The following is a 12,976-nucleotide window of genomic DNA, read 5'->3' as shown; positions in this document are numbered from 1 at the left end:
GGCTGGATGGTCGTTGCTACAGTCTTCGCCAAACGAGCGCTCGGGGTAATGGGTCCTGGGGCTTCGCCAGGACGACGCCGAGATCAGAACGAACCCAGCGCCACCGGGCGGAACGCCTGCAACAGCTGCTGGTCCAGCTTGCCGCCCATGCCTTCCATCATCGCAAACGCTCGCGAGTGGGTGAAGGGCATGCGGTAGGCGCGCTTCTCCACGAGTGCCGCGTAGATGTCGACGATCGTCGTGACCCGCACGATATCGCTGATCTGGTTCGACGACAGGCCGTTGGGATAGCCGCTGCCGTCGAGGAATTCGTGGTGATGCAGCACGACGTCCAGCATCTCCGGCGGGAAGCCGCCCTGCGCTGCGAGCGCGTCATAGCCGCGGCGCGGATGCTGGCGGACCTCGGCCATCTCCTCGTCGGTGAGCTTGCCGGGCTTGTCGAGCAGCACGGAGGGAACGAAGGCCTTGCCGACGTCGTGCAGCAGCGCGGCACGGGTCAGCCGGCGCTGGTCGTCCTCGCGCATGCCGAGATGCTGGGCGAAGGAGACCGCAAATCCGGTCACGAACAGGCAATGCCGATAGCTGCCGACATGGTGGCAGCCCACCGTGGTGAGCCACTCGCGCAGCGAGGAGTGCTTGATCGCCTTCAGGATCTTGCTCTCGGCGGCGATGACGTCGTCGAAGGTCAGGGGCACGCCGAGCGGCAGCTTCTCGAACATCTTCTTCAGCACCGCGTGCGCGGCCTCGACGCCGCGGTTGAGCGTCTTGCCGCGATCGGTCGCGTCATAGACGGCGGTGTCGGGGAAGGCTGCACGGATGCGCTGCAGGATCGCGTCGGGCTGAAGCGGCCGCGAGATGGTGTCGGTGGCGCCCAGCGCCCAGGCCTGCATGGTGCCATGATGCAGAGCATCGGCAAGGACGAACAGTCGCGGCATCGCACGATAGGCATCGCCGCGCAGCTTGTTGCGAACCCGCTGCACGCTCTCGGGCGAGCGCAAATTGATGTCGACCACGAGGCCGGAGAGATCGCGCGAGGGCTGCTCGGGGATCTCCCGGGTCGTCACCGTCGCGACGTCGCCGACCGCCTTGAGGATGCTGGCGAGCTCGGTGCTCTCGTCGCTCCGGTCGGAGGCGAGCAGAAGCCGGCGTTTGGCGGCGGGTTTGGCTGAGGCGTTCATGGCTTCCCCAAAAGCACTTGATGAGCACACGGGACTGGATTTGGCGTCAGCCTAAGCCGGATCAGGTTCTCCGGCCCTTAAGAGGCATGCTCAATGGAGCCCTGCGGAATTGGGGACAATTTTACGGAGTTCGTCTCCGCAGCGGTTCCAATCAAAAAAACGGAAAAACAACCCCATGCACAGTAGCGATGTGCTTGCAAATACAGGGCTTTTTTATCGACAAATCCGCCGGGGGCTGCCCCCGGCGGATCATGTCAAATCGCAATCGCGACCAGCCTTACGCCTTCATCGCGCCCTTCACGGCTTCGGCCGTGATCGGCAGGGCCCGGACGCGGGCGCCGGAGGCGTTGAAGATGGCGTTGCCGATCGCGGGTGCAATGACTGTCACCGCGGGTTCGCCAACGCCGGTGGCCTTCTCGCCATTGGCGATCACGGCGATCGCGACCTCGGGCATCTGGCTCATGCGCAAGGGCGTGTAGCTGTCGAAGTTGGTCTGCTCGATGCCACCGTCCTTCAGCGTCGCCTTCTCGTACATCGCCAGCGACAGGCCCCACAGCGCCGCACCCTCGACCTGGGCGCGGATGTTGTCGGGATGCACCTGCGTGCCGACGTCGGTGGCGACCGTGAGCTTCTTCACGGTCACGTTGCCCGACGGCGCGACAGCGACGTGGGCGACGCAGGCCGTCCAGCTTGCGGTCGCGCGTTCCTGCGACGAGACGCAGGCCACGCCCATGCCCTCACCCTTCGGCAGCTGCCTGGTGCCGTAGCCGGCAAGGCCCATCGCGGCGAGCAGCGTATTGCGCAGCCGCTGCGCGCCACCGTCGTTCTTGCCGGCGCCGTCGAGCAGCGAGATGCGGAACTGCGCGGGGTCCTTGCCCGCCGCAGCCGCGATCTCGTCGATCATGCTTTCGACCGCCCAGAAGGTCCAGCCCGGCGCCACCGAGCGGAGCTGGCCGGACGGCGTGGCGTTGTGCGCCATCTCGTTCTTGATCGCGCGCACATAATGGTTGGGCACGGTGTAGAAGAAGTCGGCCCCGTTCACCGTGAAGGAGTCGAGCGGACCCTTCTTGTCGACCGAGGGCGTCAGGAAATCGGGGATCCCCCAGCGCGCGGTCGGCCAGGCCGAAACCACGTCGTGGCTGAGCGCGACGAGCTTGCCGTCGCCGTCCACGCCCGCCTTCACTTTCTGGTAGGTGAGCGGACGCGAGAAATCCATCGTCATGTCGTTCTCGCGCGTGTAGATCACCTTCACCGGCTTGCCGATGGCCTTCGCCGCCTGCACCGCCGGAATCATCATGTCGGCATCGAGCCTGCGGCCAAAGCCGCCGCCGAGCCACATCTGGTGCATCACGACGAATTTTGGATCGATCCCGGCCGCACCCGCCGCGATCGCGCCGGAGCGCGTTGCGAACTGGTTGCCGGAATAGATGTGCAGGATGTCGCCCCTGAACTCCGCAGTGGCGTTCATCGGCTCCATCGGCGCGTGGATATTGATGCTGGTGGTGTACTCCGCCTCCAGCACCTTGGCCGCCGTGCCGAACGCCGCCGCGGGATCGCCGTCCTTGACAAAGAATTGCCCGGAATCCTCCAGCTTCTGAAGCCGCTTGGCTTCATCGAGCAACGACTGGCTCGACACCTTGGCGTTCGGACCGCCGTCATAGTCGATCTTCAGTGCCTGCGCCGCCTTCTTGGCGTTGGCATAGGTGCCGGCCACCGCGACGACCCAGCCGGACGTCGTTCCGGTCTTGTCGTCGAGGGTGACGGCCTTGATGAAGCCCGGCACCTTCCTGGCGGCGCTGTCGTCGACCGATTTCACCGTGGCGCCGAAGCGCACCGGCGGCGTCACCACCGCGCCATAGGCCATGCCCGGCAGCATCACGTCGATGCCGTATTTGGCCGTGCCGTTGGTCTTGGAGGGGATGTCGAGCTGCGGCACCGACACGCCGATCATGGTGTATTGATCCGGCGTCTTCAGCTTGATCGCCTTCAGCTCGTCCGGCGTGAAGGTTTTTGTCGCCTTGCCGCTCTTGACGATGTCGGCGAACGACATCTGCTTCTTCGACTTCGGATGCGAGACCATGGAGTCGCGCACGACCAGCTCGTCCTTGAAGTAAGGCGGCAGGCCCATGGCGGCCGCGGCCGCTTCGGTCAGTGCGATGCGGCCCGCGGCGCCCGCGCGGCTCATGGCGTCGAAGTTCATCATGGTCGACCAGCTGCCGCCGGTGATCTGCGCGCCGAGCACGGGATCGTTGAACTTCGGATCGTTGGAGGCGAGTGCGACGCGCATGTCGCTCCATTTGGCCCCTAACTCTTCGGCCACGATCTGCGCCATGGTGGAGGCGATGTGCTGGCCCATGTCGGCCTTGCCGCAGGTCACGGTGACGAGACCATCGGGTGCGATCGCGTACCAGACGCTGGGCTCGAAGTTCGAGGGCGCCGCAAGCGCCTCACCGATGCCGGGCACGCCGGCATAACCGAGCACGAGGCCGGCTGCTGCGGTGCCGACGAGGAAGGAGCGGCGGCTGAGATCGGTGGTCTCGGGTGTGACGCTCTCGATGTGCTTATTCATGTGGGCCTCCGCTCGTTGCCGGTGGCGGACGCGGTGCGCATCTCGGTTGCGGCGCGCATGATCGCCTTCTGGATCCGCGAATAGGTCATGCAACGGCAGAGATTGCCGTCCATATGCGCCACGACCTCTTCCTTGGTCGGGTTGGGATTCTTCGCCAGCAGCGAGGCCGCCTGCATGATCTGCCCGGACTGGCAGTAGCCGCATTGCGGCACCTGCTCGGCGATCCACGCCTTCTGCAAGGGATGGTCGCCCTTGGCGGCGAGGCCTTCGATGGTGGTGATCTTCTTGCCGGCGACATCGCCGACCATGGTCTGGCACGAGCGCACGGCTTCGCCGTTGACGTGCACGGTGCAGGCCCCGCACAGGCCGGCGCCGCAGCCGAACTTGGTGCCGGTCATCTGCAATTGCTCGCGGATCGCCCAGAGGAGCGGCGTGTCGTTCGCCGCATCCACGGACAGACTCCGCCCGTTGATGGTGAGAGTTGGCATAGGCGTCTTCCCCTGCCGGTGCATGAAGCCGCTTACGGCGGCAACTTGTATTGGCGGACGCCCACCGGGCCGGCGCCAGCCTTGATCGCAAGAATGATCGCGTTCAGGCGCGGAGGCAAATGCAATTTGGAATCGATCGAAACAATCGCGGCGCCCGCTCGTTGTGCATCGCGACAAGGCACTGTTGCAGCGACTGAACGCAACAGAGTGCGGCGGCCAGCATGCAGGCCATCGCGATCGGGCGGTTTCCTCCGAGTAACCCGACGCGTTAGGATGAGCGAAGAAACAAGATAATAAGGTGCTTGCAATGCCAAGGATCGATCGGGACGGCGTCGAAATCTACTACGAGATTCATGGCGAAGGTCCGCCGCTGCTGCTCACCCATGGCTATTCATCGACCTCGGCGATGTGGCACGGGCAGGTCGATGCACTCGCGAAGAACCACAAGCTGATCTTGTGGGACATGCGCGGTCACGGCCAGTCTGACTATCCCGACGATCCCGCGGCCTACAGCGAAGCGCTCACGGTTGGCGACATGGCGGCGATCCTCGATGCGGTCGGCACCGAGCGCGCCATCATCGGCGGGCTGTCGCTCGGGGGCTACATGTCGATCGCCTTCGCTCGCGCGCATTCCGAGCGCACTCGCGCGCTGCTGATCATCGACACCGGCCCGGGCTTCAAGAAGGACGATGCCCGCGAGGCCTGGAATGCGCGGGCGCTCGCCACTGCCGACAGGCTCGACCGCGAAGGCCTCGACATGCTGAAGGGGGCGACGCGCGAGCGCGCCACCGCGAGCCATCGCAATGCCAAGGGATTGGCGCTCGCCGCACGCGGCATGCTGACCCAGCGCAATGCGCGCGTGATCGAGCTGCTGCCGGAGATCAAGGTGCCGTCGCTGATCGTGGTCGGCGCCGACGACACGCCGTTCCTGGCGGCGTCCGATTACATGGCGGCAAAAATCCCCGGCGCGCAAAAAATCGTGATCCCCGCCGCCGGACACGCCGTCAACATCGATCAGCCGCAGGCTTTTGTTGACGCGGTGCTGCCTTTCCTGAAGAACTTGCCGGAATAGGTCGGACAGGAACACTGGCAATGAAGCGAGCGATGTTGGCTGCGGGCGCGGTGTTGCTGTCGATGTCGGTGGCTGCGCGGGCCGAGCCGTTTGGCACCACGCCGCCGCGGTTACCTTTTGTTGCGACCTTGTCGAACAACACGCCGCTCGCCTTCGGCATGGACGCCGAGCAAACCGCGCGTGCCCTGGGGCAGCCCCTGCAATATGTGCGCGGGCGCCCCGGCAACGAGATCTATCTCGCCCTTCGCAACATCGGCGGCAGCGGACTGATCCCCTACCGTCATCGCCTGTTCCTGCAATTCCGTCACGGACGGTTGGCAGGATGGAAGGAAGACTACGGCGAGAACTGGATGTGGGAGTGAGGTGTTGCTCCTCATGGTGAGGAGCGCCGCAGGCGCGTCTCGAACCATGAAGGCCACGCTGCTGCATCTCGGCCTCTATCCTTCGAGACGCGCGCCAAGGGCGCGCTCCTCAGGATGAGGAGAAAGAGTGAATTCGTGACAGCCAAGAAGGACAACCCGCGTGGGACAAGACATCAAGCTGACGGCCTCCGACAATTTCCAGCTCAGCGCCTATCGCGCCGACCCCTCGGGCACGACGAAGGGCGCGGTGGTGGTGATCCAGGAGATCTTCGGGGTCAACCATCACATCCGCGCGGTCTGCGATCGCCTCGCCGGGGAAGGCTATGTCGCGATCGCGCCGTCGATCTTCGACCGCACGTCGCCGGGCTTCCAGTCGGGCTACTCGCCTGATGAGATCGCGGAAGCGCGCAAGTTCGTCGCCAGTCCGGATTGGGACGCGATGCTGCGCGACACGCAGGCGGCGATCGATGCGGTGAAGAGCGTGGGCCCGGTCGGCATCATCGGCTTTTGCCTGGGCGGCAGCATCGCCTTCGTCGCGGCGACGCGGCTGTCGGGCCTGAAGGCCGCGATCGGCTATTACGGCGGCGCGGTCGTGCGCTTTGCCGACGAGACACCCAAAGTGCCGACGCAATTGCATTTTGGCGAGAAGGATGCCGGCATTTCCCTGACCGACGTCGAGACCATCAAGACGAAGCGGCCGGACGTGGAAATCTTCGTCTATCCGGGCGCCCAGCACGGCTTCCATTGCGACGAGCGGGCGAGCTACGACAAGGCCAGCGCCGACATCGCCTGGCCGCGCAGCATGGAATTTTTCGCCAGGCATTTGAAATAATAGCGCGCGCGGCTCTCTTCGCTGTCATTCCGGGCTCGCGCTTCGCGCGCCCCGGAATGACGAGCAGGAATCGGGTGGCTGCATCCCGGCGCGCGGCGATAGAGCTGGCTGATCAAGCCAACTCACGCCGGGAGATCGTCATGCAGCAGGCCAACACGAACATCGTCATCCGCAATCCGTTCGGCACCATGGACGTGCCCGCGCCGGACGATCGCGAAGTCATGGACTATGCCGCAACCGCCACGCTTGCCGGCGATGCGGCCGACGTCAACGCGGCGGCATGGGCAACCATTGCGGCACAGTCAGATCCGCTCGACGGCATCTGGGCCAGCCGCTGGAATGGCGGCGCAGATCCGACCATTGCCGGCGATACGCCGGAGGCATGGAAAGAGGGACGCGCGGAAGTGCGGGTGACAGGCGAGCGCATCTTTTTGCGCTTCGACTGGGACCATGGCCGCCGGCACGGGCTGATCGATGCCGCGCGCGACGGCGCGGCTCGCTTCGTCGGGAAATACATCAACCTGACCAACCCGGCGATCACAAGGCCATGGGTTGGGCTGGTGGTCGATGCCACCAGGATCGACGGATGTTTTCCGAACGGGCGGCTCGATTTCAGGCGGTGAGCTAGAGCTTTTTCGGTTCTGATTGCATCAGAACCGAAGCTCGAGATTCTTTTTTTGACGCGTTTTCTTCACGCGAACCGGTATCCACTTCGCTCGAAAACGCTCTAGAACCAACGCTCGCCGACGAACACGGTGTCGCCGGGGCTCAAGGGCGTGCCGAGCGGCACGACGGCGCGCATGGCGCCGCCGGCTTCGGTGTGCGTGACAGTGACCACGTCGCGCTTGGCGCGGGGCGAGAAGCCGCCGGCGATCGCGACGGCGCTTTCGACCGTCATGTTCGGCACGTAAGGATACTGGCCGGGCGCGGAGACTTCGCCGAGAATGAAGAACGGGCGATAGGCCTCGATCTCGACGGCGACCGAAGGCTCACGGATGTAGCCGTTGCGCAGCCGCGCGGCGATCTCGCCGGCAAGACCCGCCGGGGTGCGGCCGCGTGCCGGCACGCCGCCGATCAGCGGCATGGTGATGGAGCCGCCGGCGTCGATCGCGTAGCTGTTGGTGAGACCCTCCTGGCCGTAGACCACCACGCGCAGCTTGTCGCCCGCGTCGAGATGGTAGGAGGCGTCGTAGCGGACCGGCGCCGCCATCGGTGCGGCATAACCGACCGGCATGGGCGCAGGCGAAGCGACGAAGGAATTGCGCAGCGCCCCGATGGCGCCGCCACCGTCGGCGACCGGCTGTGGAGCGTAGTAGGGCTGGCCATAGGCCATGGAGTCGAGATCGGCGCGCGGCTGCATCACCGCGACGGGGCCGGCGGTCTGCATGCAGCCGCCAAGGGCAAGCGCGGCGGACGCTGCCAAGGACGCTGCCAAGTTCGACCATCGAAACGCGCGTGCAACCGGCACCGGACCTATCCCTCGAAACGAGACAAATCCAGTGATGCACCGGTTATGGTTAATAAAGCGTTGAGGGGCGGGATGAGGGACGGCGTGCCCCGCTGCGAGCGCAATGCCCCCTCTCCCGCTTGCGGGCGCCGCTATCGCATAGGGCCTTTTGGGCCAGCCTGAACGCGCGCCTCGTCCTTCGAGACGACCGCTCTGCGGTCTCCTCAGGGTGAGGCTAATCGGCATCGGTGCTTGTTGGAACTGTTGCCGCACGCGTCACCCTCATCCTGAGGAGCCCGCGTAAAGCGGGCGTCTCGAAGGATGGGCCGCAGGAGATTGCTCTCAAATGCGCCGACCTCTCCCGCAAGCGGGAGAAGTGCAGCGAGCTCGTGGCCGGCTTACGCGCTCACACCGACGCCGATCGGGCAGGACACGCCGGTGCCGCCCAGGCCGCAATAGCCGGCGGGATTCTTGGCCAGATATTGCTGATGATAATCCTCGGCAAAGTAGAATTCGCCAGCGGGTGCGATCTCGGTGGTGATGGCGCCGAGACCTTTTGCAGCAAGCGCCTTCTGATAGAGCGCCTTCGACTGGTCGGCCGCTTTCTTCTGCGCGTCTGAATAAGTGTAGATCGCGCTTCGGTACTGCGTGCCGACGTCGTTGCCTTGACGCATCCCCTGTGTCGGGTTGTGGCTCTCCCAGAACATCTTCAACAGCTTCTCGTAGGACACCTTGTTCGGATCGAACACGACCAGCACCACTTCGGTGTGACCGGTGCGGCCCGAGCAGGTCTCTTCATAGGTCGGATTCGGCGTGTGGCCGCCGGCATAGCCGACAGCGGTGGCGTAAACGCCATCGCCGAGCTCCCAGAACTTGCGCTCGGCGCCCCAGAAGCAGCCGAGCCCGAACACCGCCTGCTCGAGACCAGCGGGATACGGCGGCTGCAACTTCGCACCGTTGACGAAATGGGTGGTCGCGGTCGGAATGGCTTGCGCACGGCCCGGCAGCGCTTCCGTGGCGCTCGGCAATGCGGTGGTCTTGCGCATGAACAGCATGGATGGATCTCCGGAAACGAGCTGTCCGTCGCCTGGGGCAAGGCGAAGGGCAAGGCGATGAGCAAAGCGCTCAGGCGGTGTGCTCGCGATCAATTGGGAATATAGGTCTTTACGCGCAAAGGGGCAGCCCTGTTACGCCGCCCGCGCGCCGGCTCAGTCACGGGATTTGAAAGCTCAGTCCCGGGAATAGCCGATCAGCGGCTTGCGCGGGCGGAACAGGATCATCAGGAGGATGCCGAGAATGCCGAGGACGGCGAAAACCGGCTGATCCAGCACCAGGCGGATCACCGAGGTCCAGAGCCAGGGCGCCTTGGCCTCGACCCAGGTCCGGAATGCCGTCTGGCTGGCTTGATTGATGTCGTTCCAGAACTGGCCGAAGCGGGTGAACCGCAGGGTCTGGTCGGCCACCCAGCGGGCGCCGTCATAGACCATGAAGATGAACCCGCCGGCGAGCAGCAACAGCCCAATCAGTCGGAAAAAGCCGCGGATCATGCCTCACCCTATATGGTCGTCCGATCGGACGACCCTCGGAACGCCGCCAGCCAATACAAGGGAGACGGCAGAAATTCAACCTCTTCAGGGCGTTACGGCACTCATCCAGGCCCCAAGGGGCTGCTTTTCCAGCCCGGGAAAGCGTTGACGGTGCCAAAGACCCTCTCTATAAGGGCGCCAACTGGCGGCGGGCGCAATCCTGCCGCCGCTGTTCTTTGAGCAGTTGCAGGCTCCTTGCGCTGGGAGGCTTCTTGGGCCTCAGAGACAACCGCAAGGCCGTCGCTCATGTTCCGGGAACAGCCTAGCAACCGAACACCCTGAATCCGAGCGTCGATTACGCGGTCAAGCAAGCCGGCGCTACCCGACCAAGACGCGACCGGTACCCGCAAAGGACATTGAGACCATGGCCAACACCACTTCCGCCAAGAAGGCGACGCGCAAGATCGCCCGCCGCACCGCCGTCAACAAGTCGCGCCGCACCCAGATGCGCGGTGCCGTGCGTAACGTCGAAGAAGCCATCAAGACCGGCGACCGCGCCGCCGCGGTGACGGCGCTGGCGAATGCCGAGCCCGCCTTGATGCGCGCCGCCCAGCGCAACATCATTCACAAGAACAATGCCAGCCGCAAAGTCTCGCGGCTCACCGCGCAGATCGCCAAGCTCGCCAAGTAACTAAGCTCGCCAAGTAATCAGGCGAGTGATCTAGCGAGCATTCGTTCGATCGGACGATCCGGTCGCACATCGCACGTGTCAAACAGCCCGGCATCGCGCCGGGCTTTTTTGTTGCCTGTCATATTCACGCGAGCGGCCACATGGCGACCGATCCTCGATTGGAGGATTGCGGCGTCCGCACCATGATGCGCTCCCGTAGTTTTACCTGCGAGTGATTTTGCAACAGAGGAAACCTCCACCGCGGTGCAAAAAACCCTTGCGAGGCGGGCTCAAGTTGAACTCGTGTGTCTGCAAGTTCTGCACACCGTAGTTTCACCGGATCGCGTCGCGCGATGGAGTTACCCTGTCAAACGAGACTCAAAAAACGGTGTCTCGCTAATCACTTATCGACATAGTGACGCCAAGCGTTTGGAAAATTCGCCCACGCGTCGCGCGCGTGACGCTTTTGTAAAAAATTTTTGGCAGTGGCGGAGAATTGTCACATGAGGCGCGGCATCTTCGATTCTGTGCACGAATCCAAAAACTTGCTCTGAAGCCTGTGCACAAGTCGCGCGCGGCGTTAACGCAGATCAAGTTTTTTGATGCCTCAAGTGTGAATCAATTTCATTGCGAGTCTTTCCGCATAGTGTATTCCTTAAGGCGTCAGCGGCGCCCACGATCTTGAGACCAGCGCGGTATCGGAAACGGGGCGAGCGTGCAAATCGGCGGCGGTGTGCACGTAGGCGACGCTTAACTCAGCGATTGTCGGTTCAAAAACCCATAGCAATATGGGAATGGTAGCTCTTTGTCTGAATGTCTCCAAGCGGGATCTTCCCGCTCGCGCCCAGCGCATACGAGAGACACCTGAGGCTACTCCGACACGCAGGATGGCGAAGCCGAGCGGACGACTAGTACAGACGGGCAGGCATCCGCGACTGGAGCAATTCAGATGCGGTTGTTTTTCACGCAGGACCTTGCCGTGAGCGATCACGGCAGGACGGGGAGGTATCATGTCCTACGGATTCAACGCGGTGTTGACACAGATTCCATCGTTCGACGATGCCGTTTCCGATCCGTCCTGGGCCCAGCCTCCCTCGTGTGAGGGCGCGCCGAGTACGCGCTGACCTCGCGAACTCTCCATCTCCGACATCGCTGATCTGACCTCGCGGCGTTCGCGCCGAACGGTCGAGCTATGCCCGACGATGGAATCGCTTGAGGTCACGCCATTTCAGGGATCCTGGCGGGAACCCTGCATGGCGTTCACAACGCAACCTTATCTCTCAAGAGAAGTTTTTAACGATGAACACATCGGAACAGGATCGCTGGTCACGCGTGAAGAGTCGGCTGCGCTCGAACGTAGGCGAAGACGTCTATACGAGCTGGTTCGCTCGCATGGATCTGGAAGGCGTGCAGGAGGAGAGCGTGCGTCTCTCGGTTCCCACGCGCTTCCTGAAGAGCTGGATTCAGGCGCATTACGCCGAGCGCGTGCTGTCGTGCTGGCAGGCCGAGATGCCCGAAGTGCATCGCATCGATCTCACCGTTCGCACGGCCGTGCGTCCGGTCGTTCAGCAGAAGGAAGCGCCAGCACCGGTCGAAGCACGCCGCTCGCCTGCGCCGGAGCTGCGCTCGACCGCGACCGCGCCGGTCTCGGCCAATCATGATGCGCTCGGCGGCTCACCGCTCGATCCGCGCCTGACCTTCGCAAGCTTCGTCGTCGGCCGCTCCAACACGCTGGCGCATGCCGCTGCGCGTCAGGTCGCCGAGGGTCGTCGCGGCGACCCCGTGATGTTCAACCCGCTCTACATCCATGCCGGCGTCGGCCTCGGCAAGACGCATCTGCTGCAGGCGGTGACCTGGGCCGGCAATTCCGGCAACGAGCGCAAGGTGCTTTATCTCACCGCTGAGAAATTCATGTACGGTTTCGTCGCCGCGCTGAAGACGCAGACGGCGCTCGCCTTCAAGGAAGCGCTGCGCGGCATCGACGTGCTCGTGATCGACGATCTCCAGTTCCTGCAGGGCAAGTCGACCCAGGCCGAGTTCTGCCACACGCTGAACGCGCTGATCGATGCCGGCCGCCAGGTCGTGATCGCCGCCGACCGTCCGCCGTCCGATCTCGAAAGCCTCGACGATCGCGTGCGCTCGCGGCTGGCCGGCGGCCTCGTGGTCGAGATGGGCTCGCTCGGCGAGGAGCTGCGGCACGGTATTCTCAAGTCGCGCGTCGCCGCGGCCCGCGCCCATCATGCGACCTTCGAGGTGCCGGAGGAGGTGCTGACCTATCTCGCCCGTGCCATCACCCATAACGGCAGGGATCTCGAAGGCGCGATCAACCGCCTGCTCGCGCACTCGAAACTCAACAGCCGGCCGGTGACGCTGGAAATGGCGGAGCACGAGGTGCGCGACCTGATCCGGCCGCAGGAACCGAAGCGGATCAAGATCGAGGACATCCAGCGCGTGGTGGCGCGGCAGTATAATGTCAGCCGCTCCGACCTGCTGTCTTCGCGCCGGACCGCCAACGTGGTCCGTCCGCGCCAGGTGGCGATGTATCTCGCCAAGACGCTGACCCTGCGATCGCTGCCGGAAATCGGCCGCCGCTTCGGCGGGCGCGACCACACCACGGTGCTGCACGCCGTTCGCAAGATCGAGGCCCTGGTTTCCAAGGACACGGCGCTGTCGGACGAGGTCGAATCGCTCAAGCGCCAGCTTCAGGAATAAACGCCTAGGTCTTTCCCCTTCCCTCCCGCCGCCCGGCCATGCCTGGGCGGCGGTCTTGGTCGCCCAGGGCGGCGGCCCTCGCCTGCCTGGGCGGCAGCCTTCGTTTTTGCCTGTAAATCG

General features: G+C 64.2%; 12 protein-coding genes. 6 read left to right on the top strand and 6 right to left on the bottom strand.

Annotated elements, in window-relative coordinates:
- Positions 1-83 precede the first annotated feature (83 nt).
- The 3 genes from JQ591_RS06475 to JQ591_RS06465 all read right to left on the bottom strand — a co-directional run bounded on the left by JQ591_RS06475 (position 84) and on the right by JQ591_RS06465 (position 4,235).
- Positions 84-1,178, bottom strand: coding sequence for an HD-GYP domain-containing protein (locus tag JQ591_RS06475; RefSeq protein WP_211395187.1), 1,095 nt, complete (start codon positions 1,176-1,178; stop codon positions 84-86).
- 277 nt (positions 1,179-1,455) lie between these two features.
- Entirely contained in the window at positions 1,456-3,747 is a 2,292-nt protein-coding gene (locus JQ591_RS06470) for a xanthine dehydrogenase family protein molybdopterin-binding subunit (protein WP_211395186.1), read from the bottom strand.
- Positions 3,744-4,235, bottom strand: a complete 492-nt coding sequence (locus JQ591_RS06465) for a (2Fe-2S)-binding protein (RefSeq protein WP_211395185.1) — start codon at positions 4,233-4,235, stop codon at positions 3,744-3,746. The genes JQ591_RS06470 and JQ591_RS06465 overlap by 4 nt, the downstream gene beginning before the upstream one ends.
- Before the next feature lie 307 nt (positions 4,236-4,542).
- Here JQ591_RS06465 and JQ591_RS06460 point away from each other — a divergent pair, with 307 nt between their 5' ends.
- The 4 genes from JQ591_RS06460 to JQ591_RS06445 all read left to right on the top strand — a co-directional run bounded on the left by JQ591_RS06460 (position 4,543) and on the right by JQ591_RS06445 (position 7,124).
- Positions 4,543-5,307 carry an alpha/beta fold hydrolase gene (locus JQ591_RS06460; protein ID WP_211395184.1) on the top strand — a complete coding sequence of 255 codons (765 nt, stop codon included), beginning with the start codon at positions 4,543-4,545 and terminating at the stop codon, positions 5,305-5,307.
- A 20-nt stretch (positions 5,308-5,327) separates the two neighbouring features.
- Positions 5,328-5,669 (top strand): hypothetical protein, encoded by a 342-nt coding sequence (locus tag JQ591_RS06455; protein WP_211395183.1) that lies wholly within the window; start codon positions 5,328-5,330, stop codon positions 5,667-5,669.
- A 160-nt stretch (positions 5,670-5,829) separates the two neighbouring features.
- Entirely contained in the window at positions 5,830-6,501 is a 672-nt protein-coding gene (locus tag JQ591_RS06450; RefSeq protein ID WP_211395182.1) for a dienelactone hydrolase family protein, read from the top strand.
- Positions 6,502-6,641: 140 nt separating this feature from the next.
- Positions 6,642-7,124, top strand: a complete 483-nt coding sequence (locus JQ591_RS06445; protein WP_211395181.1) for a hypothetical protein — start codon at positions 6,642-6,644, stop codon at positions 7,122-7,124.
- 104 nt (positions 7,125-7,228) lie between these two features.
- On the opposite strand, the gene JQ591_RS06440 is transcribed toward JQ591_RS06445, so the two are convergent.
- The 3 genes from JQ591_RS06440 to JQ591_RS06430 all read right to left on the bottom strand — a co-directional run bounded on the left by JQ591_RS06440 (position 7,229) and on the right by JQ591_RS06430 (position 9,495).
- Entirely contained in the window at positions 7,229-7,969 is a 741-nt protein-coding gene (locus JQ591_RS06440; RefSeq protein ID WP_211395180.1) for a polysaccharide biosynthesis/export family protein, read from the bottom strand.
- Between the two features lie 377 nt (positions 7,970-8,346).
- The gene (gene msrA / locus JQ591_RS06435) at positions 8,347-9,003 is read right to left on the bottom strand and encodes a peptide-methionine (S)-S-oxide reductase MsrA (RefSeq protein ID WP_211395179.1); all 657 of its coding nucleotides are present in this window, start codon (positions 9,001-9,003) and stop codon (positions 8,347-8,349) included.
- Positions 9,004-9,177: 174 nt separating this feature from the next.
- Complete coding sequence (locus JQ591_RS06430; protein ID WP_007616084.1) at positions 9,178-9,495, bottom strand: hypothetical protein; 318 nt, start codon at positions 9,493-9,495, stop codon at positions 9,178-9,180.
- A gap of 403 nt (positions 9,496-9,898) precedes the next feature.
- Here JQ591_RS06430 and rpsT point away from each other — a divergent pair, with 403 nt between their 5' ends.
- Together rpsT and dnaA are read left to right on the top strand one after the other, a co-directional pair.
- The gene (rpsT, locus tag JQ591_RS06425) at positions 9,899-10,165 is read left to right on the top strand and encodes a 30S ribosomal protein S20 (RefSeq protein WP_007598259.1); all 267 of its coding nucleotides are present in this window, start codon (positions 9,899-9,901) and stop codon (positions 10,163-10,165) included.
- Positions 10,166-11,443: 1,278 nt separating this feature from the next.
- Entirely contained in the window at positions 11,444-12,856 is a 1,413-nt protein-coding gene (dnaA, locus tag JQ591_RS06420; protein WP_211395178.1) for a chromosomal replication initiator protein DnaA, read from the top strand.
- The last annotated feature ends 120 nt before the right edge of the window (positions 12,857-12,976 follow it).

The organism is Bradyrhizobium canariense (genome assembly GCF_018130465.1).
GTDB classification, from domain to species: Bacteria; Pseudomonadota; Alphaproteobacteria; order Rhizobiales; family Xanthobacteraceae; genus Bradyrhizobium; species Bradyrhizobium canariense_C.
The sequence above is the reverse complement of the archived record's forward strand: the minus strand, read 5'-3'. Positions and strand labels throughout refer to the sequence as shown.

Excerpts from the sequence above, each read along its gene's own strand:
- JQ591_RS06475 (WP_211395187.1), bottom strand. The coding sequence starts at position 1,178 with ATGAACGCCTCAGCCAAACCCGCCGCCAAACGCCGGCTTCTGCTCGCC.
- JQ591_RS06470 (WP_211395186.1), bottom strand. The coding sequence starts at position 3,747 with ATGAATAAGCACATCGAGAGCGTCACACCCGAGACCACCGATCTCAGC.
- JQ591_RS06465 (WP_211395185.1), bottom strand. The coding sequence starts at position 4,235 with ATGCCAACTCTCACCATCAACGGGCGGAGTCTGTCCGTGGATGCGGCG.
- JQ591_RS06460 (WP_211395184.1), top strand. The coding sequence starts at position 4,543 with ATGCCAAGGATCGATCGGGACGGCGTCGAAATCTACTACGAGATTCAT.
- JQ591_RS06455 (WP_211395183.1), top strand. The coding sequence starts at position 5,328 with ATGAAGCGAGCGATGTTGGCTGCGGGCGCGGTGTTGCTGTCGATGTCG.
- JQ591_RS06445 (WP_211395181.1), top strand. The coding sequence starts at position 6,642 with ATGCAGCAGGCCAACACGAACATCGTCATCCGCAATCCGTTCGGCACC.
- msrA (WP_211395179.1), bottom strand. The coding sequence starts at position 9,003 with ATGCTGTTCATGCGCAAGACCACCGCATTGCCGAGCGCCACGGAAGCG.
- JQ591_RS06430 (WP_007616084.1), bottom strand. The coding sequence starts at position 9,495 with ATGATCCGCGGCTTTTTCCGACTGATTGGGCTGTTGCTGCTCGCCGGC.
- rpsT (WP_007598259.1), top strand. The coding sequence starts at position 9,899 with ATGGCCAACACCACTTCCGCCAAGAAGGCGACGCGCAAGATCGCCCGC.
- dnaA (WP_211395178.1), top strand. The coding sequence starts at position 11,444 with ATGAACACATCGGAACAGGATCGCTGGTCACGCGTGAAGAGTCGGCTG.